This window comes from Brevundimonas sp., assembly GCF_046295075.1.
GTDB lineage: Bacteria > Pseudomonadota > Alphaproteobacteria > Caulobacterales > Caulobacteraceae > Brevundimonas.
On the sequence record NZ_JBKBOC010000007.1, the window covers coordinates 57,772 to 84,323 of the forward strand.

26 protein-coding genes are annotated in these 26,552 nt (G+C 66.6%); 11 read left to right on the top strand and 15 right to left on the bottom strand.

Annotation, left to right across the window (positions count from 1 at the left end):
• Nucleotides 1–41 precede the first annotated feature (41 nt).
• The 4 genes from phnE to ACK4MH_RS07840 all read right to left on the bottom strand — a co-directional run bounded on the left by phnE (nt 42) and on the right by ACK4MH_RS07840 (nt 4,007).
• A complete protein-coding gene (gene phnE, locus ACK4MH_RS07825; RefSeq protein ID WP_409716790.1) occupies nt 42–854 on the bottom strand; it encodes a phosphonate ABC transporter, permease protein PhnE in 813 nt (270 codons plus the stop codon).
• Nucleotides 851–1,864 (bottom strand): phosphate/phosphite/phosphonate ABC transporter substrate-binding protein, encoded by a 1,014-nt coding sequence (gene phnD, locus ACK4MH_RS07830; RefSeq protein ID WP_409716792.1) that lies wholly within the window; start codon nt 1,862–1,864, stop codon nt 851–853. Before phnD ends, phnE begins: the two co-directional genes overlap by 4 nt.
• Entirely contained in the window at nt 1,861–2,670 is an 810-nt protein-coding gene (gene phnC / locus ACK4MH_RS07835; RefSeq protein WP_409716794.1) for a phosphonate ABC transporter ATP-binding protein, read from the bottom strand. The genes phnD and phnC overlap by 4 nt, the downstream gene beginning before the upstream one ends.
• 107 nt (nt 2,671–2,777) lie before the next feature.
• Entirely contained in the window at nt 2,778–4,007 is a 1,230-nt protein-coding gene (locus tag ACK4MH_RS07840) for a DUF2254 domain-containing protein (protein WP_409716796.1), read from the bottom strand.
• Between the two features lie 240 nt (nt 4,008–4,247).
• Between ACK4MH_RS07840 and ACK4MH_RS07845 the strand changes: the two genes are divergently transcribed.
• Together ACK4MH_RS07845 and ACK4MH_RS07850 are read left to right on the top strand one after the other, a co-directional pair.
• Nucleotides 4,248–5,513, top strand: a complete 1,266-nt coding sequence (locus ACK4MH_RS07845; RefSeq protein ID WP_409716798.1) for a type III PLP-dependent enzyme — start codon at nt 4,248–4,250, stop codon at nt 5,511–5,513.
• 190 nt (nt 5,514–5,703) lie between these two features.
• A complete protein-coding gene (locus ACK4MH_RS07850) occupies nt 5,704–6,756 on the top strand; it encodes a 1,9-bis(guanidino)-5-aza-nonane synthase (RefSeq protein ID WP_159846940.1) in 1,053 nt (350 codons plus the stop codon).
• On the opposite strand, the gene ACK4MH_RS07855 is transcribed toward ACK4MH_RS07850, so the two are convergent.
• The 6 genes from ACK4MH_RS07855 to ACK4MH_RS07880 all read right to left on the bottom strand — a co-directional run bounded on the left by ACK4MH_RS07855 (nt 6,757) and on the right by ACK4MH_RS07880 (nt 11,856).
• A complete protein-coding gene (locus tag ACK4MH_RS07855; RefSeq protein ID WP_409716800.1) occupies nt 6,757–7,173 on the bottom strand; it encodes an endonuclease domain-containing protein in 417 nt (138 codons plus the stop codon).
• A 62-nt stretch (nt 7,174–7,235) separates the two neighbouring features.
• Nucleotides 7,236–8,354 (bottom strand): CobW family GTP-binding protein, encoded by a 1,119-nt coding sequence (locus ACK4MH_RS07860; protein ID WP_409716802.1) that lies wholly within the window; start codon nt 8,352–8,354, stop codon nt 7,236–7,238.
• 61 nt (nt 8,355–8,415) lie between these two features.
• The gene (locus ACK4MH_RS07865; protein ID WP_008263608.1) at nt 8,416–8,640 is read right to left on the bottom strand and encodes an alkylphosphonate utilization protein; all 225 of its coding nucleotides are present in this window, start codon (nt 8,638–8,640) and stop codon (nt 8,416–8,418) included.
• 91 nt (nt 8,641–8,731) lie between these two features.
• The gene (locus ACK4MH_RS07870; protein WP_409716805.1) at nt 8,732–10,774 is read right to left on the bottom strand and encodes an NAD(+) synthase; all 2,043 of its coding nucleotides are present in this window, start codon (nt 10,772–10,774) and stop codon (nt 8,732–8,734) included.
• Nucleotides 10,775–10,864: 90 nt separating this feature from the next.
• Nucleotides 10,865–11,632: a type I methionyl aminopeptidase gene (map, locus tag ACK4MH_RS07875; protein WP_409716807.1), complete on the bottom strand. Its 768-nt coding sequence runs from the start codon at nt 11,630–11,632 to the stop codon at nt 10,865–10,867.
• Entirely contained in the window at nt 11,629–11,856 is a 228-nt protein-coding gene (locus ACK4MH_RS07880) for a ParD-like family protein (protein WP_409716809.1), read from the bottom strand. The genes map and ACK4MH_RS07880 overlap by 4 nt, the downstream gene beginning before the upstream one ends.
• A 124-nt stretch (nt 11,857–11,980) precedes the next feature.
• Between ACK4MH_RS07880 and ACK4MH_RS07885 the strand changes: the two genes are divergently transcribed.
• A complete protein-coding gene (locus ACK4MH_RS07885; protein ID WP_409716811.1) occupies nt 11,981–13,102 on the top strand; it encodes a Rieske 2Fe-2S domain-containing protein in 1,122 nt (373 codons plus the stop codon).
• Between the two features lie 165 nt (nt 13,103–13,267).
• On the opposite strand, the gene ACK4MH_RS07890 is transcribed toward ACK4MH_RS07885, so the two are convergent.
• Nucleotides 13,268–14,284: an adenosine kinase gene (locus ACK4MH_RS07890; RefSeq protein ID WP_409716813.1), complete on the bottom strand. Its 1,017-nt coding sequence runs from the start codon at nt 14,282–14,284 to the stop codon at nt 13,268–13,270.
• 92 nt (nt 14,285–14,376) lie between these two features.
• Here ACK4MH_RS07890 and ACK4MH_RS07895 point away from each other — a divergent pair, with 92 nt between their 5' ends.
• Nucleotides 14,377–15,249, top strand: a complete 873-nt coding sequence (locus ACK4MH_RS07895; RefSeq protein ID WP_409716815.1) for a RimK family alpha-L-glutamate ligase — start codon at nt 14,377–14,379, stop codon at nt 15,247–15,249.
• Here the strand turns inward: ACK4MH_RS07895 and ACK4MH_RS07900 are convergent.
• Entirely contained in the window at nt 15,246–16,736 is a 1,491-nt protein-coding gene (locus ACK4MH_RS07900) for a methyl-accepting chemotaxis protein (RefSeq protein WP_409716817.1), read from the bottom strand. The genes ACK4MH_RS07895 and ACK4MH_RS07900 overlap by 4 nt on opposite strands.
• Before the next feature lie 147 nt (nt 16,737–16,883).
• Here ACK4MH_RS07900 and ACK4MH_RS07905 point away from each other — a divergent pair, with 147 nt between their 5' ends.
• Nucleotides 16,884–17,393 carry a MarR family winged helix-turn-helix transcriptional regulator gene (locus ACK4MH_RS07905; protein WP_409716819.1) on the top strand — a complete coding sequence of 170 codons (510 nt, stop codon included), beginning with the start codon at nt 16,884–16,886 and terminating at the stop codon, nt 17,391–17,393.
• On the opposite strand, the gene nth is transcribed toward ACK4MH_RS07905, so the two are convergent.
• Both nth and ACK4MH_RS07915 read right to left on the bottom strand, forming a co-directional pair.
• Complete coding sequence (gene nth / locus ACK4MH_RS07910) at nt 17,390–18,136, bottom strand: endonuclease III (protein ID WP_409716821.1); 747 nt, start codon at nt 18,134–18,136, stop codon at nt 17,390–17,392. The two genes, ACK4MH_RS07905 and nth, sit on opposite strands and share 4 nt — an antisense overlap.
• Nucleotides 18,133–19,434, bottom strand: a complete 1,302-nt coding sequence (locus tag ACK4MH_RS07915; protein WP_409716823.1) for a flavin monoamine oxidase family protein — start codon at nt 19,432–19,434, stop codon at nt 18,133–18,135. Before ACK4MH_RS07915 ends, nth begins: the two co-directional genes overlap by 4 nt.
• Nucleotides 19,435–19,555: 121 nt before the next feature.
• Between ACK4MH_RS07915 and ACK4MH_RS07920 the strand changes: the two genes are divergently transcribed.
• From ACK4MH_RS07920 to ACK4MH_RS07945, 6 genes are all read left to right on the top strand, one after another.
• Nucleotides 19,556–20,662: an HlyD family secretion protein gene (locus ACK4MH_RS07920; RefSeq protein WP_409716825.1), complete on the top strand. Its 1,107-nt coding sequence runs from the start codon at nt 19,556–19,558 to the stop codon at nt 20,660–20,662.
• Entirely contained in the window at nt 20,659–22,269 is a 1,611-nt protein-coding gene (locus ACK4MH_RS07925; RefSeq protein WP_409716827.1) for a DHA2 family efflux MFS transporter permease subunit, read from the top strand. The genes ACK4MH_RS07920 and ACK4MH_RS07925 overlap by 4 nt, the downstream gene beginning before the upstream one ends.
• Nucleotides 22,269–22,889: a TetR/AcrR family transcriptional regulator gene (locus ACK4MH_RS07930; protein ID WP_409716829.1), complete on the top strand. Its 621-nt coding sequence runs from the start codon at nt 22,269–22,271 to the stop codon at nt 22,887–22,889. The genes ACK4MH_RS07925 and ACK4MH_RS07930 overlap by 1 nt, the downstream gene beginning before the upstream one ends.
• Before the next feature lie 48 nt (nt 22,890–22,937).
• Nucleotides 22,938–23,711 carry a creatininase family protein gene (locus ACK4MH_RS07935; protein WP_409716831.1) on the top strand — a complete coding sequence of 258 codons (774 nt, stop codon included), beginning with the start codon at nt 22,938–22,940 and terminating at the stop codon, nt 23,709–23,711.
• 68 nt (nt 23,712–23,779) lie between these two features.
• Nucleotides 23,780–24,178 carry a phasin family protein gene (locus ACK4MH_RS07940; protein WP_409716833.1) on the top strand — a complete coding sequence of 133 codons (399 nt, stop codon included), beginning with the start codon at nt 23,780–23,782 and terminating at the stop codon, nt 24,176–24,178.
• Nucleotides 24,179–24,462: 284 nt separating this feature from the next.
• Nucleotides 24,463–25,758, top strand: a complete 1,296-nt coding sequence (locus tag ACK4MH_RS07945; protein ID WP_409716835.1) for a cation:proton antiporter — start codon at nt 24,463–24,465, stop codon at nt 25,756–25,758.
• A gap of 158 nt (nt 25,759–25,916) precedes the next feature.
• Here ACK4MH_RS07945 and ACK4MH_RS07950 read toward each other — a convergent pair whose 3' ends face one another.
• On the bottom strand, nt 25,917–26,531 hold the full coding sequence (locus ACK4MH_RS07950; RefSeq protein ID WP_409716837.1) for a MarR family winged helix-turn-helix transcriptional regulator: 615 nt from the start codon (nt 26,529–26,531) through the stop codon (nt 25,917–25,919).
• Nucleotides 26,532–26,552: the final 21 nt, after the last annotated feature.

The following is a 26,552-nucleotide window of genomic DNA, read 5'->3' on the forward strand; positions in this document are numbered from 1 at the left end:
AGAGCAGAGGATTGTGACAGTCCGACGAAGGGCCGCCTTCGCTACAGCAGGCGGCGGCGCATGACCTGCGACAGGGTGTCGATCAAGGTCACCGCGACGACCACGACGATCACGATGGCCGACACGGCCCGGAAGTCGAAGGCGTTCATGCTGTCGAACAGCACCTGACCGATGCCGCCGGCGCCGATCAGACCCAGAACCGTCGCCGAACGGCTGTTCGATTCGAAGCGATACAGGGCGAACGAGGTCCACAGCGGCGCGACCTGCGGCAACACGCCCCAGACGATCTCGTGCAGCTTGCCGGCGCCAGTGGCGCGCACGCCCTCGACCGGCCCCTTGTCGATCGATTCGACGGCTTCGGAAAACAGCTTGGCCAGGACCCCGGCCGTATTCAGAGTGATGGCAAGGACGCCTGCGAGAGGCCCCAGGCCCACGGCGGTGACGAACAGCAGGCCGATCACAAGGTCGGGCACCGAACGCAGCAGGTTCATCACCCACCGCACGGGCGTCACGACCCAGACAGGGGCGATGTTGCGCGCCGCCGCCAGACCCAGCGGAATCCCCAGCAGAACGGCCAGGAAGGTGCCCCACAGAGCAATCTGAACCGTCTCCCACATCTTGGCGACGAACATCTTCCAGTCGCTGAAGTCGGGACGCAGCAGGTCGTGCACGAACAGCTGGGTGCTGTCGTTGCCGGCGAACAGGCGCGGCAGATTGCCCAGATCGACGGCGTCGATGCTGTAGAGCAGGACGGCGGCGACGCCGCCCCACACCAGAATGTCGGCGACCCACGCCAGGGTGGATTTCTTGGGCGCCGCCGGGATGGAGACGGCGGGGGACGCGACTGCGGTCAAGGCCGGACCTCACGCAGGCTGCGCAGGCGTTGAAGCTCGCGCTCGGCGGCGGCGACGGCGGCGGTGTCACCCTTGGCGCGCGCATCGCCCAGTTTCTGGTCGGCGATCATTTCGCGGATCGGATCCAGATAGGTGTCGTCGGCGGCGGTGAAGCGGGAATATTCCAGGTCCGCCAGAACCGCGCGCTGACGCTCGGCCTCGGCGCCTTCGCCCTGGCCATAGGTCAGGAAGAAGCTGCGGATCTTTTCCTTCAGCGCCGGGTCCAGGTCCTCGCGCACGACGATGCCGCTCTCGGGGATGGGGGGCGAGGTCCAGATTTCCTCAATCTGCCCGGCCAGCTGCGGGTTTTCCTTGCGCATGAAGATGGTGTTGACGCTGTTGGAGGTCGCCACGTCGATCACGCCGGTGGCCACGCCGAAGGCGTTGGCCTGGTGGTTGGCCGAGCGCACCGTCTTGAAGCACTGTGACGGCACCACGCCGCGCGGATTGAACAGGAAGGTCAGCGGGGCCAAGGTGCCCGACGTCGACTGGGCGTCGCCGATGCCGAAGTTGTACTGCTTGCCGCAGGCCATGACCTTGTCCAGCGTGATGCCCGAACCCTTCTTGACGATCAGGGTCGATTGATAGCTGTCCAGGCCTTCGCGGTTGACGGTGCGGGCGATGACCTCGGCCTTGGCGCGGTCGATGGCCTCGACCTCGGGCTTTGCCGAGAACCAGCCGACCTGGGTGTGGTTGCCGCGCATAGCCTCGACCAGAACCGTATAGTTCGAGCCGAAATAGGGTTTGACCGGCACGCCGATGGCCTTGGACATGTCGTCCAGCAGCGGCTGCCACAGCGGACCGGCGGAGGCCTGGCCTTCGGCCGACAGGATCGAGAAGGTGATCTCGGTCGGCACGCCGCCGGCCTTCTGGTCCTCACCGCCGCCACAGGCCGCCAGGCCCAGGATCATCACGGCTGCGCCCGCCGCTGCGAGCAGGCGGCGAGTAGAGGAAATACGGGACAGGCTCATGCCTTGGTCTCCCAGAACGCGTCCTCGAACTCGGGACCGTAGATTTCGATCAGACGCTGTTGGTCCAGCGCCGTTGACGGACCGTCATAGACGATCTTGCCGCCTTGCAGGGCGATGACACGGTCGCAATAGCGGATGGCGTAGTCGACCTGGTGCAGGGTGACGATCACGCCCATGCCGTCGCGCCTGTTCAGCTCGACCAGCAGTTCCATCACCTTGCGGGCGGACACCGGGTCCAGCGAGGCGACGGGTTCGTCGGCCAAGATGGCCTTGGCGCCCTGCACGATGGCGCGGGCGATGGCGCCGCGCTGCTGCTGACCGCCCGACAGGGTGTTGGCGCGCTGGGCCGCATAGTCGGACACGCCGACGCGGTGCAGGGCCGCCATGGCCTTGTCCTTGTCCGCCTGGGGCCAGGCGCCCAGCAGGCCCTTCCATGCGGGCAGGCGCCCGAGCGCGCCCAGCATGACGTTGGAGAACAGGCTGAGGCGGCCGACCAGGTTGAACTGCTGGAAGATCATGCCCAGCTTGCCGCGCGCCTTGCGCACAGAACCGGTGACCCGACCGTCCTTCTGCACGGTCTCGCCGAACACCTGGATCGTGCCTTTGCCCGCGTCGATCGACTGCAGGCCGGTGATGGAGCGGAGCAGGGTGGACTTGCCTGAACCGGACGGACCGATCAGGGCGACCATTTCGCCGGAGGCGACGGAAATCGAGACGCCGTCCAGCGCCTTTCGCGATCCGAAGGTCTTCGACACGTCGCGCGCCAGGACGAGCCCGGGGGAGACGGCGGCTGCGGATGAACTCATGAACTCGCTAGGAGGCTGTGGCGAAGGGGCGCCGCATGACGCGACGAAGGCGTCTAGGCAAGGCCTTAATCGCACACGGCGTGCGACCTCGTCCATAGCCGACCCATTTAGCGGCCTTCCGCCGCGGCCTCGACCCTTGCGACATCGGCGGCGATCGGCAAGGCGGCGCGGGAGCGTTCCAGCGCTTCGCGCGCGAGGGGCTCTATCACGGACGCCAGTGCCGGTGTCGTCGCAAGCGCCCTGAGGCTCTTTTGCAATCGGACCGAAACCGCCACGTCGCCGGCTCCGTAACGCGCTATGGGGCCGAAAACGTCGTCCAAAAGGTCCGCATCGGCAATGTCCGGTACGAACAGCCGGTCGCGCAGGGGCCCATCCTTGTCTGTCGCGACATCGTTCGCCCATATGTCGATCAGGCGTACGCCGCTTGATAGGACCTGAATCGCGGTTCCAGGATCGTTCACGCCGGGCGACAGGGCTTTTGCTGCGATTTCGCCCAGCACGATCAGGCCGAAGCGCGGATCCTGATCGTATGAGCGCGAATTCCCGATCGCGAACGCTGATCGAAAATCATCCTGAGCACTGTCGTCGCAGGCCGGCAGGCTGATCCGGGCCAGCACGCCCCCACGCCGAACGAGTGCGCCCGGCGCGGCGATCACCTCGACTTCGCAGTCGCGCGCCTCGGCCATCGCCTGAAGACGTGCGGGATCGACGTTCTGGACGTAGCCGGTGGCGTGGGCCTTGACCTCGGCTCCACCTGAAAGGTGTCCCCGCCTGCCCCCAAGAAGCGGAAGGTCTCGGCGCTGAGTCAGGGCGTCGAGCGCATAACCCTCCACCAGATCGATCATGTGACCAACCCGGGCCAGGCTCGACAGGCGGTTGATCCAGGCCAGCAGGCGAAACGCCACCAGCCCCACCATGGCCAGGCTGACCAGGAACAGGATGGCTCGGCCGTTCTGGCCATAATAATGGGCGTTGATCGCCGTCACCGCGACGATGGCGTAGAGAAAGGCCCCCACGAAGGTGGCCAGGGACTTCTGCGTTTCCTCGTCGCTGGTCACCAGGGCGGCGACCCGCGGACTGGCCGCTGACGAGACGGAGGTATAGGCCGTGACCATGGCGCCGACCGAAAACGTCGCCACGCCCAGCAGGCTGGACGCCAGGATCGTCAGTATGGATTCCACTGACTGGCCGCCCAGTCGCTCGGCCATCTGAGCGGGAACCCATGGCGCCAGGAAGACCGCCAGCAGCGCCGCGGCCACCCCTACGCCCGCATAGGCCGTCGCGCGCACCCAAAGCTGGCGTTTCAACTTGCGCCACAAGAATATCCACCGGTTCATTCACGCCTCCCGGCTGCTCAACGAGGTGGAACGGCCCAGGTTGCCCTCACGACGGCGTTTCATGGGGTGCGCGGACATTTGTGACAGTCCAGTCTTGGCCAAACCCAAGCCCTGCCACGAAAAAACCCCTTTACATGACAGTTCGAAGTCCCCATATCGCGGCTTCCGGCGGACCCCGTAGGTCCTGTCTGCGCCGCTAACGCCGGTCTGGGTTTAACAATTAGCAGGGGGTTACGTGAATTGCGCACGTATCAGCTTCCCCTGGACCTGGTCCGTGAGCGGTCCCCTGAACGTCCCGTCGCCCTCGTGCGACCGCGTTCGGTTTCCGTAGCGGCACGCTGGTTCCAGGATAATCTAAAAGCCGACGTCTTCTATGCGGTGAAGGCGAACCCGTCGCGTTGGGTCGTCGAGACCCTGATCGAGGCCGGCGTTCGTGGCTTCGACGTGGCGTCCATCGCCGAGATCGAGCTTGTTCGCTCGGTCAGCCATGACGTTCGCCTGGCCTTCATGCACCCGGTCAAGAGCCGGTCTGCGATCACCAAGGCCTATTTCGATCACGGCGTGCGGACCTTCTCGCTCGACTGCGTCGATGAGCTGAACAAGATCCTCGACGCCACCGGCGGCGCGGACGACCTGAATCTGATCGTGCGCATGGCCGTCTCGGCCGACGGCGCGGCCTATACGCTTTCGGGCAAGTTCGGCGTCTCTGCGGATCAGGCTCCGGCCCTGTTGATGGAGACGCGTCAGGCGGTCAAGGAAGGCCTGATGGGCGTTTCGTTCCACGTCGGCAGCCAGTGCATGCGCCCGACCGCCTATCAGGCCGCCATGGCCCAGGTCGGGCGTTCGATCAGCCGTGCAGGCGTCATCGTGGACATCGTCGATGTCGGCGGCGGCTTCCCCTCGGTCTATCCCGGCATGGTCCCGCCGGACATGAGCGAATACGCCGACGCCATCCATCGCGGCTTCAACGAGATGCCGGTGTCGGAAACGACCGAGCTGTGGTGCGAACCCGGCCGGGCTCTGGTCGCCGAATCCTCGTCGATCCTGGCCCGCGTCGATCTGCGCAAGGGCGACGCCCTGTATCTGAACGACGGCTCGTACGGCTCGCTGTTCGACGCGACCCACTCGCGCTGGCCCTTCCCGACCAAGCTGGTTCGGGACGGCGAGGCGGCAAGCGACCTGAAGGCGTTCCAGTTCTACGGCCCGACCTGCGATTCCATCGATCATATGCCGGGACCTTTCTGGCTGCCGGCCGATGTGCGCGAAGGCGACTTCATCGAGATCGGCATGCTGGGCGCCTATGGCGTTGCGATGTCGACCGGCTTCAACGGCTATGGCGAGCACGATCTCGCCGTGGTCGAGGACGCCCCGATGGCCTCGCTCTATGGTCTGGCCCCGCGCTCCATCCCCACCGTGCGCACCACGGCGGAAGAGAACGCCCGCAAGATCGTGCGCCTGTCACGTCCCAAGGGTAAGGCCGGTCAGCGCAAGTCGCGCAGGAAGTAACTTGACTGCGTCACCCTCGGGCTTGTCCCGAGGGCCCACGGTGCTGCACCCCGCTGCCGGGATCGTGCGGCCGATCAATGGGCCCTCGGAACAAGTCCGAGGGTGACGGTCTATTCAGGGTCATCGGTCGCTCCGTCCCGATGCTCCTTGAGGTTATGACGGGCGCTCAAATCAAAGGGAAACCTCCGAAATGAACGCTCCCGTTCAAGCCAACACCAAGGCCCAGCTGCTGCAGAACGTGGTCGAGCATGTCGACATCACCAGCTTCGACGCGCGCCCGATCATCGACAGCATGCGCAAGATGTCCTTCAGCTCGCGCGACACCGCCCGCGCCGCCGACATCTTCTCCATGGCCATCGAGGACAAGGACTGCTCGCCGTGGCTGATCCTGGCCGGTTCGACCTCGGCCGGCGGCTGCATGCACGTGTACCGCGACATGGTGAAGTTCGGCATGGTGGACGCCGTCGTCGCCACCGGCGCCTCGATCGTGGACATGGATTTCTTCGAGGCCCTGGGCTTCAAACACTATCAGGCCGCCGGCGAGGTGGACGACAACGTCCTGCGCGAGAACTACATCGACCGGATCTACGACACCTATATCGACGAGGAAGAACTCCAGGCCTGCGACCACACCATCCTGGAGATCGCCAACCGGCTGGAGCCGCGCGGCTATTCCAGCCGTGAGTTCATCTGGGAGATGGGCAAGTGGCTGTCGGAGGGCAACGCCAAGAAGCCCGGCTCGCTGATTCAGACCGCCTATGAAGAGGGCGTGCCGATCTTCTGCCCGGCCTTCGTCGATAGCTCGGCCGGCTTTGGTTTGGTCAAGCACCAGAAAGAGCGCGCCGCCGCCGGCCAGCCCTATCTGATGCTGGACGCCATCGCCGACTTCCGCGAACTGACCGACATCAAGATCGCCGCCGGCGTCACCGGCCTGTTCATGGTCGGCGGCGGCGTGCCCAAGAACTTCGCCCAGGACACCGTCGTCTGCGCCGAAATCCTGGGCGTCGAGGCCGAGATGCACCGCTATGCGGTCCAGATCACCGTCGCCGACGTCCGCGACGGCGCGTGCTCGTCCTCGACGCTGAAAGAAGCCGCCTCCTGGGGCAAGGTCCAGACCACCCACGAACAGATGGTCTTCGCCGAGGCCACCACGGTCGTGCCACTGATCGGCTCCGACGCCTATCACCGCGGCGCCTGGAAGGCCCGCGACAAGCGCCGCTGGAACAAGCTGTTCGGCAAATAATCAGTCGTCGATTTCCTTCTCCCCTCGGGGGAGAAGGTGGCCGGCGGAGCCGGTCGGATGAGGGGGCTGTGTCCGCATCGCGGCATGTCGCCGTATGGCCTCGGTCACGACCGCCGGATTCTTCGAAAACTCCGCGTTCCTGAATCTCAAGACGGTATATCCCGCCGCCTCTATCCGGGCATCCCGCGCCGCGTCGCGCGCCTCGTGCAGATCATGCACGCCCCCATCCAGTTCGACGATCAGCCTGATCTCATGGCAGGCGAAGTCGGCGATCGCGCCCGCGACAGGGGCCTGTCGCCGAAACTTCAAACCACCCAGCTGTCGGTTCCGCAGCATGGACCAAAGGATCGCTTCTGCGCCTGTCATCTCGGCGCGAAAGCGGCGTGACTGTCCGGTGCTTTTCGGCGACTGCCACATCTGTTTCCGGCAGCCCCCTCATCCGGCCCTACGGGCCACCTTCTCCCCCGAGGGGAGAAGGATCAAGAGGCCGCGCAACCCTCAAAGCCAGCCTTCAGCGCCGCTTCATCTAGATCGCGGCCGATGAAGACCGCCCGGCTCCAGCGGCGTTCGGCGACGCCCCATTCGCGTTGCAGGTCGCCTTCCAGGATCATGTGAACGGCCTGGAAGACCAGGCGGCGGTCCTCGCCCTGAACGTCGATGATGCCCTTGGCGCGCAGGATGTTCTGGCCCTGCTCGCCCAGAAGCTTGTCCAGCCAGGCGGTGAACTTGGCGCCGTCCAGCGGGCGGTCCAGCGACAGCGAAATGCCCTTGATGTCGTCCTGGTGGGCGTGACCGCGCGCGCCGTGTGAGTGATCATGGTGATGATGGTCGTGCCCATGATCGTGGTCATGGTGATCGTGACCGCAGGCCTCGTCATGCACATGGCCGTCCGCGCCGTGCGGCGGGTTCACGAAGTCCGGCCGAACCTCTAGGATCCGGTCCAGGTCGAAGGCGTGCAGGCCCAGCACCTGGTCCAGCGGCACGTTGGACCGCTCGGCGCGCACGATGGGCGCCAGCGGGTTCAGCGCCCGCAGGCGGGCCTCGACCGCGTCCAGCTCTTCCGGCGTCGCCAGATCGACCTTGTTCAGGATGATCCGGTCGGCGAAGGCCACCTGTTCGCGCGCCTCCTTGGAGTCGTCCAGCCGCGCCATCACATGTTTGGCGTCGACCAGGGTGGTGACGCTGTCCAGCTGGGTCTTGGCCTTGACGTCCTCGTCGACGAAGAAGGTCTGGGCCACCGGACCGGGGTCGGCTAGGCCCGTGGTCTCGACGATGATGGCGTCGAAGGCCGGCTTGCCGGGACGCTGGCGCTTCATCAGGCCGGCGACGACGCGGATCAGGTCGCCGCGCACCGTGCAGCAGACGCAGCCGTTGTTCATTTCGAACACGTCCTCGTCGGCGCCGACCACCAGGTCGTTGTCGATGCCGATCTCGCCGAACTCGTTGACGATGACGGCGTAACGCTTGCCGTGATCCTCGGTGAGGATGCGGTTCAATAGGGTGGTCTTGCCGGCGCCGAGGTAGCCGGTGAGGACGGTGACGGGGATCTTGCCGTTGGATGCGGCGGTCGAGGTTGGGGCGGCGAGGGTGTCGGTCATGGCCGCTAGATGGCGGCTGACGTCCCAATTGGGAAGAGGGCCATTTGGGAAGAGGGGGCGGTTAAGCCTTCTTCACGAACTCGACGCGCAGGACCAGGCCGCGCACCTTATCGACATTGGCCTCGATCTCGTCGGTGTCGCCGGTCAGACGGATATTCTTGACCAGGGTTCCCCGCTTCAGCGTCACCCCGCCCGACCCCTTGACCTTCAGATCCTTGATCAGGGTCACGCTGTCGCCATCGGCCAGGATGTTGCCGTTCGAGTCTTTGGTCACGTCTTCGGTCATGGCGAAGCTTCTACCGAGGGGATCGCCGAATATCCACACTCCAGATGCGGGATTTTTGCGCGCTTCTCACCGCAAAGCTGGGAGGAGACGGTCAATCCGGGACGTTCGCGTCCAGTTCGTCCAGCCACACTCGCGCATTGCCGTCCGACGGGGCGCGCCAGTCGCCGCGCGGGGACAGGGAGCCGCCGGTGACGACCTTGGGGCCGTTCGGCAGGGCCGAGCGTTTGAACTGGGCGGTCTGGAAGAAGCGGATCAGGAATTTCCGCAGCCAGGCCTTGATGGTCGCCAGGTCGTATTCGACCTTTTCGTCGTCGGGGGTGTTCGCGGGCCAATGCCCGGCGCCGGCGTCGCTCCAGGCCTGGTGCGCCAGGAAGGCGACCTTGGACGGCTTCAGGCCGAAGCGGCTGATGTAGAACAGGAAGAAGTCGTTCAGCGCATAGGGGCCGACCGTTCCCTCGGTGGACTGGATCGCGCCGTCCTTGGCCGGGACCAGTTCGGGTGAGATCTCGGTGTCCAAGATGGCGTGCAGGGTCGGGGTCGCCTCGGCGCCGACCAGTTCGCGCGCGGCCACCCAGCGAATCAGATGGCGGATCAGGGTCTTCGCCACCCCGCCGTTGACGTTGTAGTGGCTCATATGGTCGCCGACGCCATAGGTGGCCCAGCCCAGGGCCAGTTCCGACAGGTCGCCCGTGCCCAGGACGAATGCCCGGTTCTGGTTGGCCAGGCGGAACAGATAGTCGGTCCGCAACCCCGCCTGGACGTTCTCGAAGGTGATGTCGTGAACCGGCTGACCCTCGGCATAGGGGTGGCCGATGTCCTTGAACATCTGTTCGGCGGCGGGGCGGATGTCGATCTCGGCGCCCGTGACACCCAGCGCGGTCATCAGGGCCCAGGCGTTGGACTTGGTCCCGTCCGACGTCGCAAAGCCCGGCATCGTATAGGCCAAGATATGAGTCCGCGGCAGGTCCAGTCGGTCGAAGGCGCGGCAGGCGACCAGCAGGGCCTGGGTCGAATCCAGTCCGCCCGAGACCCCGATCACCAGCCGTTCGGCCTTGGTCGCCGTCATCCGGCGCATCAGCCCCTGGACCTGGATGTTGAAGGCCTCGTAGCAGTCCTGGTCCAGCCGCCCGGCGTCGTCGGGCACGAACGGAAACCGGTCCAGCGGCCGGATCAGCTCGCTCTCGACCGCATCCTCACGCGCCATGAAGGGCACGACGGTCGCCGGCTCGCCTTCGTTTCTCGCGCATTCGGAGAAGGTGCCGTTCCGAAGGCGATCCAGCCCGATCCGGTCCACGTCCACGTCGGCTAGCGTCAGGTGGCTGTCCAGGGCGAACCGCTCGCCCTCGGCCAGCTTAGAGCCCAGCTCATGGATCGTCGCCTGACCGTCCCAGGCCAGGTCGGTGGTGCTCTCGCCCCAGCCCGAGGCGGTGAAGACATAGGCCGACAGGGTGCGGGCCGAATGGCTGGCGCTGAGCATGGCGCGTTCGTCGGCCTTGCCGATGACGATGTTGGACGCCGACAGATTCAGCAGGATCCGGGCGCCCGCCAGGGCCGCGCGGGTCGAGGGGGGCAGGGGCGCCCAATAGTCCTCGCAGATCTCGACCGCGAAGACGAAGCCCGGCTGGTTGACCGCCTCGAACACCAGGCCCGGGGCGAAGTCCACCGTCTCGCCGTTCAGCCGGATCACGTCCTCGGCGCGGGCCGTGGCCGGAGCGAACCAGCGTTTCTCGTAATATTCCCGGTAGTTGGGCAGATAGGTCTTGGGCACGACGCCCAGCACCTCGCCTGCGCCCATCACCACGGCGCAATTATACAGGGCGTCGCCGTTGCGGATCGGGGCGCCGACCACGGCGACCAGATCGCTGTCGCCCGTCGCCTGGGCGATGACCGCGATCTGACGCTCGACCTCGTCCAACAAAGCCGCCTGCATATGCAGATCGTCGATGGCATAGGCCGACAGGGACAGCTCGGGAAACACCATCAGGTCCACGCCCTGATCGGCCGCCTGACGGATCAGGGCCAGGTGCTCCTCTGCATTGGCCTTGGGATCGCCGACATGGCTGATCGGCGTCGCCGCCGCCACGCGCACGAAGCCGTGGGTCTTGGGCGAGAAGAAGGAGGTGGCTTCTACCATCGGATCGTCCGCTGCATCCGGCGCGCGCCGGTCGTCATCCTTCATATAGGCTGTAAAGATGAAGGGACGGAATCACCTTCGCCGCTCGTCTCACCCCGCCCGCTTCTCGTCCGGCCTCAGGGTCAACACCCGCACGCCGTCCTTGGTCACCGCCACGGTGTGTTCGAACTGGGCCGACAGTTTTCCGTCGTCGGTGACCACGGTCCAGCCGTCGTCCTCGGTGTGGACCGTGCGGACGCCCTGGTTCAGCATCGGTTCGATGGTGAAGGTCATGCCTTCACGCAGGGTCGCGCCGGTCCCCGCCTTGCCGAAATGCAGCACCTGCGGGTCTTCGTGCATCTCGCGCCCGATGCCGTGGCCGCAATAGTCGCGCACGACGGAATAGCCGCCCTTGCGGGCGTGTTTCTCGATGGCGAAACCGATGTCGCCCAGCCTGGCGCCCGGCCGAACAGCCTGGATGCCCTTCCACATCGCCTCATAGGTGGTGCGGACCAGCCGTCGCGCCTGCGGCCCGACCGACCCGATCAGATAGGTCTTGGAGGAATCGGCAATGAAGCCGTTCTTTTCCAGGGTGATGTCCAGATTGACGATGTCGCCGTCCCTCAGCACCTCGTCCGCCGAGGGCACGCCGTGGCAGACGACCTGGTTCCTAGAACTGTTCAGCACGAAGCCGTAGCCGTACTGGCCCTTGCTGGCCGGTCGCGCCTTCAGCTCGTCCACGATGAAGGCCTCGACCCGGTCGTTGATCTCAAGCGTGCTCAGCCCCTCCAGCGTCATCGCGTCCAGATGGGTGAAGACGCAGGCCAGCAGTCGTCCCGCTTCGGCCATCAGCTCGATCTCGGCCGGCGTCTTGATCACGCGGCGGCGTCCGTCGGCATTGGAGTTTTCTGGGCAGGCGCATCCACGCCCGCCGCCCTCAGCTCGCGCGCCACCAGCTCCTGAAACGTCACGCCCGGATGGGTCTCGCACAGCATGCCGATCCTGATCCAGAACGCCGCCTGAGCGTTGATCGAGCGATAGGACGCCTTTGCGGCCCGACGCAGCTGCTCGTGCAGTTCGTCCTCTATGCTGACGATGCCCACCCTCTGGCCCCAAAATATATGAAACGAGTATGTTTCGTATATTATATCGCTCGAACGACAAGCTGTTTTATTGAGGCTGTCTCGCATGATGGCCTCGCCTCTCAGCCGCTGTTAAACAGCTCGAATGACCGTCGCTCCCGTTCTATCGCCTCAAGCCGAAGCTGCTCCGTCCAAGACGGGCGTCAGTCCGTTCGGCAAGGGGTTCGTCACCGACGCCTGGTATTTCGTCGCCCTGGGCCGCGACGTCGCGGTCGCCAGCCTGAAACGCTACGAGATCATGGGCGAGCCGGTGCTGGTCGGCCGCACCCGCGCGGGCCAGGTCTATGCGATGCGCGACATCTGTCCCCATCGCGCGGCGCCCCTGTCGGCGGGCAAGCTGGTGGACAAGCCCGGCGAAGGCGAGACGGTCGAATGCCCTTATCACGGCTGGCGTTTCCGCACCGACGGGGTCTGCGCCGCCATCCCTTCGCTGGTCGAGGATCAGGCGTTCGAGGCGAACCGTATCCGCGTGCGGTCCTATCCGGTGCGCGAGAGCCAGGGGATCGTCTTCGTCTGGATGGCGTCGGACGCGCGCAATCCGATGGAGCCCGACCACGAGCCGCCGGTCTTCCCCGGCGTGGTCGGCGGCGAGGCCAAGCTGGTCGAGGCCATGGATTTCGACAGCCATATCGACCACGCCGTCGTCGGTCTTATGGACCCCGCCCACGGGCCCTACGTTCACCAGCAATGGTGGTGGCGGTCAGAGCATTCGATGCACGAAAAAGCCAAGGCGTTCGCGCCGACCGAGTTCGGTTGGGCCATGGTCCGCCACGCGCCGTCGTCTAACAGCCGGCTCTACAAGATCCTGGGCGGGGCGCCCGCTACGGAGATTAGTTTCCGCCTGCCCGGCTTCCGCTGGGAGCATATTCAGGTCGGCGAAAAACAGGTGCTGGCCCTGACCTGCCTGACCCCGATCACCGACACGAAAACCCGCATCACCCAGATCTTCTGGTCCGACCACTGGGTCTTCGACCTGGCCAAACCCTTCCTGCGGATGGGGGTGGTCGCCTTCCTGAAACAGGACGGCGGCATGGTGAACCTGCAGAACGAGGGCCTGCGCTACGACCCCGCCCTGATCTGGATCGACGACGCCGACAGACAGGCGAAATGGTATCAGCAGCTGAAGCGCGAATGGGCCAAGAGCCGCGCCGAGGACCGGGCGTTCGTCAACCCGATCCAGCCGGTGACGCTGAGGTGGAAGAGCTGAATCCATCGTCTCCTCGCCACTTGTGGGGAGGGGGACCGCGAAGCGGTGGAGGGGCTCTCAATGCCCTCACGGAAGGTTGTTTCTTCGCGTCGAAGAACCCCTCCGTCTCGGCGCTGAAGAAGCGCCGCGCCACCTCCCCACGCAGCGGGGAGGAGACAATGGATTCTATAGCCTCAGCCCGGCTTCACCGGCCAGATCGACCAGTTTCACCATCGGGCGCGGGCCCCAGTGGGCGATGACTTCGGAGGCGGCCAGCGAGCCCAGTTTGCCGGCTTCTTCCAACGACAAACCGCGCGCGACGCCCAGCAGGAAACCGGCGGCGTACTGGTCGCCGGCGCCCGTGGTGTCGATCACCTTGGCGACGGGATAGGCGGCGACGACGACGCGCTCGTCGCCGGCGATGACGACCGAACCGTGCTCACCGCGGGTTACGGCTGCGATCTCGACGATGGCGGCCAGTTGGGCGGCGGCGGCGTCGAAGTCTTCGGTCTCGAACAGAGCGCCCAGTTCGGCCTCGTTGGCCAGGACGATGTCGGCCGACTGTTCGATGAAGCTCAGCAGTTCGGCGCGCCAGCGGGCGACGACGAAGGTGTCGGACAGGGTGATGGCGACCTTGCGGCCGGCCTTGTGCGCGGCGGCGGCGGCGCGTTCGAAGGCGGCGCGGGCCGGCGCCGGGTCGAACAGATAGCCTTCCAGATAGACGATCTCGCTGGACGCGATCAGGGCCTCGTCGATGTCGTCGGCGTACAGTTGGTTGGCGGCGCCCAGGAAGGTGGCCATAGTGCGCGCGCCGTCCGAAAGGACGTTGATCAGGCAACGGCCGGTGCCGAAGCCGCGCTCGGCCCCGCCGGTCAGGACCGGAGTGGCGAAGTGGACGCCGGCGGCGCGGATGTCGTGGCTGAACACCTCGCCCAGAGTGTCGTCGGCGATCTTGCCGATATAGGCCGCGCGACCGCCGAACGAGCCGACGCCCGCTACGGTGTTGCCGGCCGAACCGCCTGAGGCCTCAACGCCGGGCGCCATGGCGTCATACAGGGCGGCGCTGCGTTCGGCGTCGACCAGCTGCATGGAGTTGGGTGCCAGGTCCTGGGCCGTCAGGAAGGCGGCGTCGCAGGGGCTGAGCACGTCGACGATGGCGTTGCCGACGGCGCAGACGTCATATTGGGCGGTGTTCTGGGTCATGATCGCGCCTTAGCGGTTGAAGACCCGAACGTCACCCGAAAACATATAAGGAAGCCCTTATATGCGTCGGCGGGTTGCGATAGGCAGGCGTCATGACCCAGATCGCCGTCCTGACCCCCGATCCGACCGACAAATCCTACATCGGCCGCTGGCCCGAGGTGCTGACGCGGCTGACGGCGACGCTGGAAGGGACCGGCGCGACGGTTTCGCCTACGCCCTGGACCGATCACACGGAGGACGCCTCGGGTCTGGCGGCCTATGATCTGATCCTGCCGGTCATCACCTGGGGCTATCACCGCGATCATGGCCGCTGGCTGAAGGCCTGTGCGACCTGGACCGAGGCGGGCCTGCCGGTGGCCAATTCGGCCTCGGTGCTGGGCTGGAATTCGGACAAGGCCTATTTGGCGCGGCTGGCCGATAAGGGCGTGCCGATACCTCCGACGCGATGGAGCGACGGCGTGACCCAGGCCGAGCTGGACGCCGCCTTCGCCGAGACCGGGTCGCCGGTGCTGATCGTCAAACCGACCGTGTCGGCCGGGGCGTTTCGAACCCTGCGTCTTTCTCGCGGCGACGCTCTGATCGACGCGCCCGAGGGGGCGGCGATGATCCAGCCCTATCTGAAATCCATCGAAACCGAGGGCGAGACCTCGCTGCTGTTCTTCGGCGGCCGGTTCAGCCACGCCGTCAACAAGCGGCCGGTCCCCGGCGACTTCCGCATCCAGATGCAGTTCGGCGGCCTCTATACGGCCGTGACGCCGGATGCGCAGGCCATGGCCCTGGCGCAACAGGTGCTGGCGGCCATCGACGAGCCACTGCTTTACGCCCGCATCGACCTGGCCCGCGACGACGTGGGCGCCTGGGTGTTGATGGAGGCCGAACTGATCGAGCCGGACTTCTACCTGGATCACGACCCGGCGAACGGCGCCGGCTTCGCCGAGGCCGTGAAGGCGCGGCTGGAGGCTTAGAAGCTCTGCCAGTCGCCGCCGGCGACCAGACGCGGCCTGGCGGGCGCGGACTTGGTCGGAGCGGATTGGGCGGCGAAGGCTTCGATCCGGGCGTGGGCCCGGCGGATCGGGGCGGGCGCCTGGTCGGCGCCGCCGTCGCTGACCTGGAACCGACCCACCAGCTGCGCCATGTCGGCCGCCTCGCGATTCAGGTTCAAGCTGGCGGCGGTCGATTGCTCGACCATCGCCGCGTTCTGCTGTGTGACCTGGTCCATCTCGTTGACGGCGGTATTGACCTCGGCCAGGGCAAGCGCCTGCTCCTGGGTCGAGGCGCGGATTTCGCCCATCAGATGGGTGATGTCGTTGATGCGCTGGGCGATTCCGGAAAGGGCTTCACCGGACTGGCGCACCAGGGTGACCCCGTCCATGACCTGCGCCCCGCTGGCCGAAATCAGGGTCTTGATCTCACGCGCCGAGTCCGCCGAGCGCTGGGCCAGGGCTCGCACTTCCGAGGCCACGACCGCGAAACCGCGACCGGCCTCCCCGGCTCGGGCCGCTTCGACGCCCGCGTTCAGGGCCAGCAGGTTGGTCTGGAAGGCGATCTCGTCGATGACGCCGATGATCTGGCTGATCTGGGTCGAGGACGCCTCGATCTCGCCCATGGCCGTAATGGCGCGCTGGACGACGACACCGCCGGTTTCGGCCTGGGCGCGTGTCTGGGTCACGACCGTGTCGGCGGCCAGGGCGTTCTCGGCCGCCTTGCGGACGGTGGCGGTGATCTGATCGAGAGCGGCGGCGGTCTCTTCCAGACCGGCCGCCTGGCGTTCGGTGCGGCGCGACAGGTCTTCGGCGGCGCTGCTGATCTCGCCGGCGCCGGACTGCATCGAACCCGCGTTGCTGCGAATGACGGCGACGGCCTGGTCCAGGGAGCCCATGGCGCGATTGAAGTCTTCGCGCAGCACGGCGTAATCGCCGGGAAAGGCCTCGTCGATGCGATAGGACAGGTCGCCCGCCGCCAGGGCCGACAGGCCTTGGCCGGTGGCCTTGACGACCAGGGTCTGCACCTGAGCCGCCATCTGGTCCGCCTCGATGCGACGCTGGCGTTCCGCCTCGACCGCTGTCACGTCAATGGCGAACTTGACGACCTTGTAGGGTTTTCCATCGACGCCCAGGATCGGATTATAGCTGGCCTCGATCACCGCGCGGGCGCCGCCCTTGCCGTAGCGGACGAACTTGCCGGCGACGAACTCGCCGGCGTTCAGCCTGCGCCACAGGTCCGCGTAGTCCGGCGAGGCTGCCTCGGCAGGATCGACGAATATCCGGTGGTGCCGACCCTGAACCTCGTCAAGGCTATAGCCGACAACGGCCAGGAAGTTGGGATTGGCCGTGACGATCGTGCCGTCCAGTTCGAATTCGATCACCGCCTGGACGCGTCCAAGGGCCGCGACCATCTCGCGCATTTCCTGAAGCTCTTCCGCGTCGCGGCGTCTTTGGCTGTTGCCGAACATCTGCAGGTTCCTTCTGAACAAGGTCGTCGGCAGTAGGGGTATCTAACTAACAAATGATTATATCAGATCTGATATATTTTTGAGCTTTGATGGAACCGATTGCTTCGGTTCTTTTTGGCCCGTGCGAAGCGTGTTCTAAAGACCCTCATGGCTTCCCAATCACGCACCGAGGAACGTATTCCCGACCTGGAGATCGACGCCCAACTGTGTCTGGCGCTCCAGACGAGCAGCAGTCTGGTGACGCGCCTTTATCGGCGTTTGCTGGACCCCTTGGGCCTGACCCATCCGCAGTACCTCATCCTTCTCGCCCTGTGGGAGACGCAAGGCCCCGTGACCATGGGCGAGGTCGGCCGCCGCACCCATATGGAGACGGGCGCCCTGACCCCACAGGTTAAGAAGATGGAGGCCGCCGGTCTGCTTGATCGTCGGCGCGACGAAAAGGACGAACGCAAGGTCTGGGTCCAGCCCACGGCCAAGGCCTGGGGCCTGCGGCGACAGGTTCTGGACGTTCGGCGCGAGGTCGTGGACCGTCTGCCGCTCTCCGACCCGCAGATCGCCCAGTTGCGTGACCTGCTTCAGAAGATGATCGCCGATCTGGAAGCCAAAGAGAGCTTGAGCGGGACGCCTTCGGAACTCCCGCCGGACGCCGGCTCCTAGCCCGCCTCGCCCAAGGCCAGCAGCCCGGCGCGCGAGGGACACAGGTCGGCGATGAGGCAGGACAGGCATTTAGGCCTCCTCGCCGTGCAGGTGTAGCGGCCGTGCAGGATCAGCCAGTGGTGCGCCTTGGGCAGCCATTCCTCCGGCACGACCTTGAACAGCTGGGCCTCGACCTTGTCGGGCGTCGCGGCGTTGGCCAAGCCCAGCCGGTGCGAGACGCGGAACACATGGGTGTCTACGGCGATGGCGGCCTCGATCCCAAGCTCGTTCAGCACCACCGAGGCCGTCTTGCGCCCCACCCCGGGCAGGGCCTGCAGATCGGCGCGGTTCAAAGGGACCTCGCCGCCATGCTGCTCCAGCACGATGCGGCTCAGGGCGATGACGTTCCTGGCCTTGCCGCGATAAAGGCCGATGGAGGCGATGTAGGGGATCAGGCCCTCTTCGCCCAAGGCCAGCATCTTTGCCGGCGTGTCCGCGACCTTGAACAGCGCGTCGGTCGCCTTGTTCACCGACACGTCCGTCGCCTGGGCCGACAGGGCGACAGCGACGACCAGGGTGTAGGGATTGGAGAAGTTCAGCTCGGTCTTGGGGTCGGGCATGACGCCGGCAAGGTGTTCGAAGATGGTCCCGACACGATCCTCGTCCGGCGGCCAGCGCAGCACGGGGATGGATGCGCCGGTCATGATGGACGGGCGTTTGGCGGCCTGTTTCGCGGCGGGTTTTCGGGCCTTGGCGGGCTTCATCCCTCGCTGTCGCCGTCGTCGCGACGCGGGTCAAGACCCAGCGCGATGAGGGCCGTATCGGCCGCCCGACGACCCTCCATCCAGGCTCCGTGCGCCGTCCCGTAATAGACGGGGGCCGTGGCCTCGCCGGCCAGGAAGATCCGATCCTCGACCGAGGTGCGGAGCTTCGCCCGGTCCACCGCATGACCCGGCAGGGCGTGGGAATAGGCGCCGCGCGACCAGGGATCGACGCCCCATCCGCTGACCGCGACCGCCTCCAGCCGTCTGCGCATGTCCGAACCCAGGGCCGCGACCAGTTCGGACTGGGCGAAGTCGAACAGGGCGGGCGGCCCTTGCGCCTCCAGCCCCCAGGCCAGGTCGGCGCCGAAATAGGCCTCGATCATCGGCCGCCCGAACGGCCGCAGATGATAGCCGCCGGTCTCGGCCGTGTCGGTGCGGGTCCACAGCTGGGTATCGGGCTGGAAGTCGCCGGCGCCGCGCACCGTCATATGCACCTTGGACGCCAGGCCCAGCGGCACGCCCGCCGTCGCCTCAAGCAGGGCTGGAACGGGCGGATCGATGCGGATGGTCTCGCTGGCGATCAGACTGTTGGGCACGGTCATGATCACGATCCGTGCTGTCAGTTCGCCCCGGTTGGTTTCCAGCCGCAGCAAGGGGCCGGACCGGTCGATCCGCCGCACGGCGCAGTCCGTCACCGTGCCCGGCGAGACAGCCTCGCCAAGGCGCGCGATCAACCGGCCATAACCCTCGCGCACCCGCCAGTTCACGCCGGTGTCGCCATACGCGTCGTAATCCAGGCTGGAGACCTCGGCGAAACGCGCGCCGTTCAGGGCGCCGGAGATGGCATCCATCCGGGCGTTCCAGCGGCTGTCGGGATCGAAGAAGTCCGAAGCCGGGCGATCCTCACCGCGCGCGGCCGCCTCTGTCACCCGTTGGTCGAAGGCGGCGAAGGCCTCGCCGAACGCGGCCTGGTCGGCGCGGGTCATCTCGTGATCGAAGGCCTGGGTGCGCCAGGGCGGCGGGGTCTGATCCAGCGTCAGCCCCTCGGCCTCGACCCGGCCGGCCAGGACATTGTCGTCGGCCGAGTGCAGCCAGCCGCAGCCCATGTCCAGACCCTCGCCCTGGGTCCAGAGCGTCCAGGCGCGGCCGCCGATCCGGTCGCGGGCCTCAAGGACCAACAGGGACAAGCCGGGCCGCGTCAGGCGGCGCGCGGCGGCGATCCCGGCCGCGCCGGCGCCGATCACCACGACATCGACCTGGGACGGCAGGGGATTGGAGGCTCGGGCGCGGTCGTTCATGCGGCGAGGACATACACGAAAACGCGTCGTGATCGGGTTCTGCGCGATTGGACATTGATTTTTGGACGGCGGGGTCCATTTTAGCGCCGCTTCAAAACGTCGCACCCTCGCCGGATGTCCAATGTCGCCTGAACTCAAGAAACGCCTGCCGCTGATCGCGGCGGTCATCGTCGGCCTCGCCCTGATCGTGGGCGGCGTCATCTGGTGGGTGAACGGCCAGCGGTGGGAGACCACCGACAACGCCTTCGTCCAGGCGGACACGACCCTGGTCAGCCCGCAACTGTCCGGCCGGGTGACCGAGGTTCTGGTCGGCGACAACCAGCGGGTCGAGGCCGGGCAGATTCTCGTCAAGCTGGACGATTCCGACCAGAAGGCCGAACTGGCCCAGGCCGAGGCCAATCTGGCCGCCGCCATCGCGGCCGTCGGCCATGTCGACGCCCAGGCCGAACAGGAACAGGCGACCATCGCCGCCCGCGCCGCCTCCGTCGCCCAGGCGAACGCCCAGGCCGGCCTGGCCCGCGCCGAGGTCGATCGCTACGGCAAGCTGGCCGAACAGGGCTGGGTGTCGCAGCAGCGCATCCAGACCGAGCGCGCCTCGGCCGCCACCGCCACCGCCGGGGTGCAGCAGGCCCAGGCCGCCCTGGTTGCCGAACAGCGCACCGCCGGCGTGCTGGGCTCGACCCGCCAGCAGAGCGTCGCCGCCGTCGATCAGGCCCGCGCCGTCGTCGATCAGGCCCGCATCGCCCTGGAGCGCACCGTGATCCGCGCGCCCGCCGCCGGCGTCGTCGGCGCCCGCAGCGTGCGCGCCGGACAGTACGTCAACGCCGGGACCCAGCTGCTGTCGATCGTGCCCCTGACCCAGACCTATATCATCGCCAACTTCAAGGAGACGCAGCTGGACAAGGTGCGTCTGGGCCAGACCGTCGAGATTTCGGCTGACGCCTTCCCCGGCCGCAAGATCGAGGGGCGCGTCGACAGCTTCGCCCCCGCCACCGGCTCGGAGTTTGCCCTGATCCCGGTCGAGAACGCCACCGGCAACTTCACCAAGATCACCCAGCGCGTGCCCGTGCGGATCGTGGTCAGCGGCGACGACCGGAGCCTAGCTCTGCGTCCCGGCCTGTCCGTGGACGTCAAGATCGACCTGAAGAGCCAGGGCGGCCAGAGCTTCGGCGAAGCCGCGATCGGGGCCGCCCCCTCCTCCACCGCTCCGGGAGCCGCAGGCCAGTGACCGCCGCCGTCCCCGCCGCAGACGGCGGGGCCCCTGCCGCGCCCAAGGGCCCCGTCGCCGGCCATCCCGAGATCAACTGGACCATGCTGCTGCTCGGCTTCGCCGGAATGGTGGTGGGTCAGTTCATGGCCATCCTGGACATCCAGATAGTCGCCGCCTCACTGCCCCAGATCCAGGCCGGGGTCGGCGCCTCGGCCGACGAGATCAGCTGGATCCAGACGGCCTATCTGATCCCCGAGGTGGTGATGATCCCGCTGTCGGGCTTCCTGTCCCGGCTATGGGGCACCCAGCGGCTGTTCCTGGCGTCGTGCGCCGGCTTCGTGCTGATGAGCATCGCCACCGGCCTGTCGACCTCCATCGACATGATGATCCTGTTCCGGGCCATCCAGGGCTTCGTCGGCGGGGCCATGATCCCGACCGTCTTCGCCGTCGCCTTCACCGCCTTTCCGCCGGACAAGCGGGTCACGGCCAGCGTGGTCATGGGCCTGATCGTCACCCTGGCGCCGACCGTCGGCCCCACCCTGGGCGGGCACCTGACAGAGTGGCTGAGCTGGCGGTGGTTGTTCTTCATCAATGTGGGCCCAGGGCTTCTGGTGCTGTTCCTGGTCGGCCGCTACGGGAACTTCGACAAGGGCGACCCGTCCCTGGCCAAGGGGTTCGACTGGTGGGGCCTGGGCTTCATGGCGACCTTCCTGATGAGCATGCAATATGTGCTGGAGGAAGGCTCCAAGAACGACTGGTTCGACGACACCCACATCCTGTTGCTGTCGGTGGTCGCAGCCGTGGCGGGGCCGGTCTTCATCTGGCGCTCCCTGGCCTACCGCCAGCCGATCGTCGAGCTGCGCGCCTTCGCCAACCGCAACTTCCTGGTCGGCTTCATCATGACCTTCATCGTCGGCTTCGCCCTGTATGGCGGCACCTTCCTGTTGCCGTTGTTCCTGGGCCGGGTGCTGGATTATTCGTCGTCCCAGGTGGGCACCACCATGGTCGTGTCCGGTCTGGCCATGTTCGCCACCGCCCCGTTCGCCGGGCGACTGGTGCGCAAGATGGACGCGCGCATCCTGATGTTCGGCGGCTTCATGCTGTGCGCCTGGGGCATGTGGGAGGCGCGGGTCGTCACCCAGAACTGGGGCTTTTGGGAATTCGCCTCGGTCCAGGCCTTCCGCGGCGTGGGCGTCATGCTGGCCATGATCGCCTCGCAACAGGTGACGATGGCGACCCTGCCGCCGCATATGGTCAAGAACGCCTCGGGCCTGGTCAATCTGGCGCGCAACGTCGGCGGCGCCTTCGGCCTGGCGATCCTGAACACCAGTCTGACCACCAACACCGCTCTGCACATGGCCGAACTGACCAGCGGCATCACCCAGGGCGACCAGGCGATGCGGCAGATGCTGGCGGGAATGGCGTTGCGCTTCTCCGGCTCCATCGACCCGGCCGCCTCGGCGATGAAGGCCGTCTATGGGATTCTGCAACGGCAGGCGACGACGATGGCCTTCGGCGACGCCTTCGCCCTGTTGGGCATTCTCTGCGCGGGCGCGGCGTTCGTCACCCTGGCGGCGCAACCGGTGAAGGCCCAGGCGGGCGCGCCGCCCTCGGACGTCCACTGATGGCGCGCCGTCGCGGGCAGGTCGATGAAAAGAAGAGCGAGGCGATCCTGGACGCCGCGGCGACCCTGTTCGCCGACAAGGGGCTGCAGGCCAAGATGGACGAGATCGCCAAACTGGCCGGCGTCTCCAAACAGACGGTCTACAACCGCTTCGCCTCCAAGCTGGAGATCGCCCAGGCCCTGGCGTCGAAGCGGGTGGAGGACATCATCGCGCCCCTGCGCGGGACCGGCGATCCGCAGACCGTGCTGGAGACCCTGGCCCTGACCCTGCTGGACCGGGTGTGCAGCGCCGACAAGGTCGGCTCGATGCGCGGCGTGGCCCTGGTGTCCGTCGAGGCGCCCGAGATCGCCCACGCCATCTATGAGGCTGGCCCGCGTCGCAGCCTGAAGGAAGTGGCGCTTTGGCTGGCGGAACAGTCTAGGCTGGGCCGTCTGACCGTCGCCGATCCCGACGAGGCGGCCGAGATGTTCGCCGGCCTGGTGCTTGGCCACGGCCATCTGCGCGCCATGCTGGACGTGCCCCAACTGGCGCCCGAGAAGCGCGCGGCGCGAGCCAGGGAGGCGGCCCGCATCTTCGTCGTCGCCCACGCTCCGCGTCCGTCCATGGCGAAGACTTCTTGACCCCGCCGCGCTAGAAGCGCTGGTGTTTTGTAGCCTGAGAGTGTCGCCATGCTGATCCATCTGTCGTCCTGGCCCGAGATCGACGCCCGGCTGAACGACGGCGGTCCGCTGTCGAAGACGGTCGTCGTGCCCATCGGCTCCAACGAACAGCACGGACCGACGGGGCTTCTGGGCACCGACTGGCTGTGCCCCGAGATCATCGCCCATGCGGCCGAAAAGACCGACGGCGGTCTGATCGTGGCCCCGACGTTCAACATCGGCATGGCCCAGCACCATCTGGCCTTCGCCGGCACCATCAGCTTGCGCCCCTCGACCTTCATGGCCGCGATCACGGACTGGGTGTCGTCGCTGAGCCGGCACGGGTTCGAGCGAATCTATTTCCTGAACGGGCACGGCGGCAACGTCGCCACCATCGAGGCGACCATCTCGGAAATCTACGCCGAGTGGAGCTTCGTCGAGGATCAGCCGCCGTTTATTCTGAAGCTGAAGAACTGGTGGGATCTGCCGGGCGTTCACGGCCTGTGCAATCGCCTGTTTCCGACCGGCCATGGGATGCACGCCACCCCGTCCGAGATCGCGGTGACGCAGGCCGCCTATCCCGAGCGGATCAAGACGGCCGACTACAGCCCGCAGATCGCGCCCAACGGCCCCATCCGTGACGCCCTGGACTATCGCGCCCGCTTCCCCGACGGCCGGATCGGCTCGGATCCGGCGCAGGCCAGCCCCGAAAAGGGGCAGCAGATCATCGACGCGGCGATCCCCGCCCTGTTGAGCGACATCGCGGCCTTCGCCGCAGAGACCCAACCTGGAGGTCCTCACTGACCCGCAAGTCCCCCACCGCCGCCAACGCAGCCATCGTCGGCGCCGAGATTCTGGCCGCCTCGGCCGAGGTGATCGCGGTCCGCACCGGCCTGATGGCTCAGGGGCTGACCAGCGCCAAGGGTCAGGACCTGAAGGAACTGTCGCTGATGAGTTCGGAGAAAACCGAGGCCCTGTCCGCCTCGGCCGACGCCATGGCCGCCAGCGCCGGGGCCATCGGCCAGCGGCTGGGACGCGCGGCGATGGACGAGGGCGCGCATGCCCTGCGGGCTGCGGCGGCGGTCACCCAGGCGCGCACCCCCGCAAAGGCGGCCGAAGCCCAGTTCAGCTATGCAATGGGCTGGTGGAGCCGGGCGGCGGCCCAGGCCATGACCCTCAACGGCGAACTGATGAAGGCCCAGGCCGAGGCTTTGGCCCCGATCCACAAGACGGCGACGGCCAACGCGAAGCGACTTCGCAAGAAGAGCTAGACCCTTCTTTAAGCCGTCATTCTCGCCCTGAAATGACGAGGATAGACCTTTACCGGCAAGGCGTAGCGCGGGCGCTGCAAACGGACATGCCTATGGTCGGGATGGAAAGCAGACGAGGCTGTGGAGCCCTGCGGCGGCCGCTTTAGGCAGCGCAGAAGGGTCGTTTGCATCGGCGGTGGAGGATTGGCGGCCTCTCTCTGATGACGCTATTGCGCGGCGTCAGCGACCTTCTGGGCGCTGTCGCATTAGGCAAGCGCGGTCTTGTCGACGGCCCCCGGAGAGCCATGCCCGATCCCTATATCCTGATGCTGTTCGTGGTGGGGGCTCTGGTCGCTCTGGTGGCGTGGTTGCCGCTGGTGTTCCGGCGTGCGCCACTGTCGCTGCCGATCGTTTGCGTGATCCTCGGGGCCGTGATCTTCGCCCTGCCGCAGGTGGGGTTCGATCCGCTGCCCCAGACCTATCCCGACATCACCGAGCGTCTGACCGAGTTCGTGGTGATCATCGCCCTGATGGGCGCCGGTCTGAAGATCGACAGGATTTTCAACCTGCGGCGCTGGGGGGTGACCTGGCGACTGCTGGGCGTGACCATGATGCTGTCGGTCGCGGCGATCGTGATCCTGGGCTGGACGGTGCTGGGGCTTGGGCTGGCCGGGGCGATCCTGCTCGCCGGGACGTTGGCCCCGACCGATCCGGTGCTGGCCTCCGACATCCAGGTGGGCGCGCCGCGCGAAGGGCGAGAAGACGAGGTTCGTTTCGGCCTGACGTCCGAGGCGGGGCTGAACGACGGGTTGGCGTTTCCGTTCGTCAACCTGGCCATCGCCCTGGCGCTGGTGGCGTCGGGCCAGAAAACCGAATGGTTCGTGGAATGGCTGACCGTCAGCGTGCTGTGGGAAATCGGCGCGGGGCTGGGTATCGGCTGGGCGATCGGCTGGCTGTTCGGGTGGCTGACCTTTGCAATCCCGGTCCGCTCGCGACTGGCCGCGACGCGCGACGGCTTCATCGTGTTGGCGGCGACCTTCATCTCCTATTCGGTGACGGAGATGCTGCACTGCTACGGGTTTCTGGCGGTCTTCATCACGGCGCTGGCGTTCCGGCATGCCGATCGGGACCACGATTTCCACGCCCAGATGCACGACTTCATCGAGCAGATCGAACGGATGGCGATGATGGTGGTGCTGGTCCTCTTTGGCGGAGCGCTGGTGTCAGGTCTGCTGGCGCCGTTGAGGCCGGTCGATGCGGCGGTGGCCGCTGTGATCGTGCTGGTCGTGCGCCCCCTGACCGGAATGATCGGTCTGATCGGTTGGAAGCGACCTCTGCGCGAGAAGCTGATCCTGGCCTTCTTCGGCATCCGCGGCGTGGGGTCGTTCTACTATCTGGCCTATGGGCTGAACGCCGCGCCGTTCGAGGGCGGCGACCGCCTATGGGCCATCGTGGGTCTGATCTGCCTGATGTCGATCCTGCTGCATGGGATCACCGTCACGCCGGTCATGCGGTGGTTCGACCGCAGCCAGGGTCGCGATCCGGATGCCGAGGCGGATGGCCCAGAGGCCGAGACGTCAGGGCGCGGCGCATCAGCGTAAGGCCCAAACCCAGCTTCCGCCGGCCCGAGACACGATTATCGCAATGGCAGGCCTTGACCCTTAAGGCCTGCAAACGTCCTGAATATCTTCAAGATCGCGCCGACAACCGAACCTTCAAAAGCACCACTGCGGGAAAGGTCTGGGTGAAACGGCCAGTCTCACGCGGTCTCGACGATCTTGAGCTTGGGCTTCTTGACCTTGGCGGGTTTGGCCGGGCGGTCGGCCTTCTTGGCGGCTTTCTCGGCCTTCTTGGCTTCTTTCTCGACCGCCTTCAGCGCCTTCTTGGCGGCCTTGGCCTCGGCCTTGGCGGCGTCGGGGGCGGCGTCGGCGGCGGCGGCCAGCTCGGCCAGCTGAGCCAGGAAGGTTTCGCGTTGGCCCTTGGGCAGCAGGGCCATGATCCGCTTGTCGGCGGCCTCGACCAGCGGGCGGGCGGCCTCCAGGCGGGAGGCCCCTTCCGTGGACAGACGGACAGCCTTGGCGCGGGCGTCCAGCGTCGAACGCTCCCGCTCCAGCAGGCCCTTGGCCGTCATGCGGGTGACCAGGTCGGCCAGGGTCGAGCGGTCGATGCCGGTCATGCGCACCAGTTCGGTCTGGGTCAGACCGGCCTTGATCGACACCGCCTCTAGCACAGCGAACTGGCGCTGGGTCAGGCCGTCGGCGCCGGTCTCCTCGGCATAGATGTCGAGCGCCAGTTGCAGCGCGCGGTGCATCAGGTGACTGGGCGAGGTCGCCAACGGCCCGACCTTCCGTATCGCTTTTCCAGCCTTCACCATCGCACCGCTCCCCTTAAGTTT

Bases quoted from the DNA above. Each gene is read 5' to 3' on its own strand.
- phnD (WP_409716792.1), bottom strand. From the start codon at position 1,864: ATGAGCCTGTCCCGTATTTCCTCTACTCGCCGCCTGCTCGCAGCGGCG.
- phnC (WP_409716794.1), bottom strand. From the start codon at position 2,670: ATGAGTTCATCCGCAGCCGCCGTCTCCCCCGGGCTCGTCCTGGCGCGC.
- ACK4MH_RS07840 (WP_409716796.1), bottom strand. From the start codon at position 4,007: ATGAACCGGTGGATATTCTTGTGGCGCAAGTTGAAACGCCAGCTTTGG.
- ACK4MH_RS07850 (WP_159846940.1), top strand. From the start codon at position 5,704: ATGAACGCTCCCGTTCAAGCCAACACCAAGGCCCAGCTGCTGCAGAAC.
- ACK4MH_RS07855 (WP_409716800.1), bottom strand. From the start codon at position 7,173: ATGTGGCAGTCGCCGAAAAGCACCGGACAGTCACGCCGCTTTCGCGCC.
- ACK4MH_RS07860 (WP_409716802.1), bottom strand. From the start codon at position 8,354: ATGACCGACACCCTCGCCGCCCCAACCTCGACCGCCGCATCCAACGGC.
- ACK4MH_RS07865 (WP_008263608.1), bottom strand. From the start codon at position 8,640: ATGACCGAAGACGTGACCAAAGACTCGAACGGCAACATCCTGGCCGAT.
- ACK4MH_RS07870 (WP_409716805.1), bottom strand. From the start codon at position 10,774: ATGGTAGAAGCCACCTCCTTCTTCTCGCCCAAGACCCACGGCTTCGTG.
- ACK4MH_RS07885 (WP_409716811.1), top strand. From the start codon at position 11,981: ATGACCGTCGCTCCCGTTCTATCGCCTCAAGCCGAAGCTGCTCCGTCC.
- ACK4MH_RS07890 (WP_409716813.1), bottom strand. From the start codon at position 14,284: ATGACCCAGAACACCGCCCAATATGACGTCTGCGCCGTCGGCAACGCC.
- ACK4MH_RS07895 (WP_409716815.1), top strand. From the start codon at position 14,377: ATGACCCAGATCGCCGTCCTGACCCCCGATCCGACCGACAAATCCTAC.
- ACK4MH_RS07900 (WP_409716817.1), bottom strand. From the start codon at position 16,736: ATGTTCGGCAACAGCCAAAGACGCCGCGACGCGGAAGAGCTTCAGGAA.
- ACK4MH_RS07905 (WP_409716819.1), top strand. From the start codon at position 16,884: ATGGCTTCCCAATCACGCACCGAGGAACGTATTCCCGACCTGGAGATC.
- nth (WP_409716821.1), bottom strand. From the start codon at position 18,136: ATGAAGCCCGCCAAGGCCCGAAAACCCGCCGCGAAACAGGCCGCCAAA.
- ACK4MH_RS07915 (WP_409716823.1), bottom strand. From the start codon at position 19,434: ATGAACGACCGCGCCCGAGCCTCCAATCCCCTGCCGTCCCAGGTCGAT.
- ACK4MH_RS07920 (WP_409716825.1), top strand. From the start codon at position 19,556: ATGTCGCCTGAACTCAAGAAACGCCTGCCGCTGATCGCGGCGGTCATC.
- ACK4MH_RS07930 (WP_409716829.1), top strand. From the start codon at position 22,269: ATGGCGCGCCGTCGCGGGCAGGTCGATGAAAAGAAGAGCGAGGCGATC.
- ACK4MH_RS07935 (WP_409716831.1), top strand. From the start codon at position 22,938: ATGCTGATCCATCTGTCGTCCTGGCCCGAGATCGACGCCCGGCTGAAC.
- ACK4MH_RS07945 (WP_409716835.1), top strand. From the start codon at position 24,463: ATGCCCGATCCCTATATCCTGATGCTGTTCGTGGTGGGGGCTCTGGTC.
- ACK4MH_RS07950 (WP_409716837.1), bottom strand. From the start codon at position 26,531: ATGGTGAAGGCTGGAAAAGCGATACGGAAGGTCGGGCCGTTGGCGACC.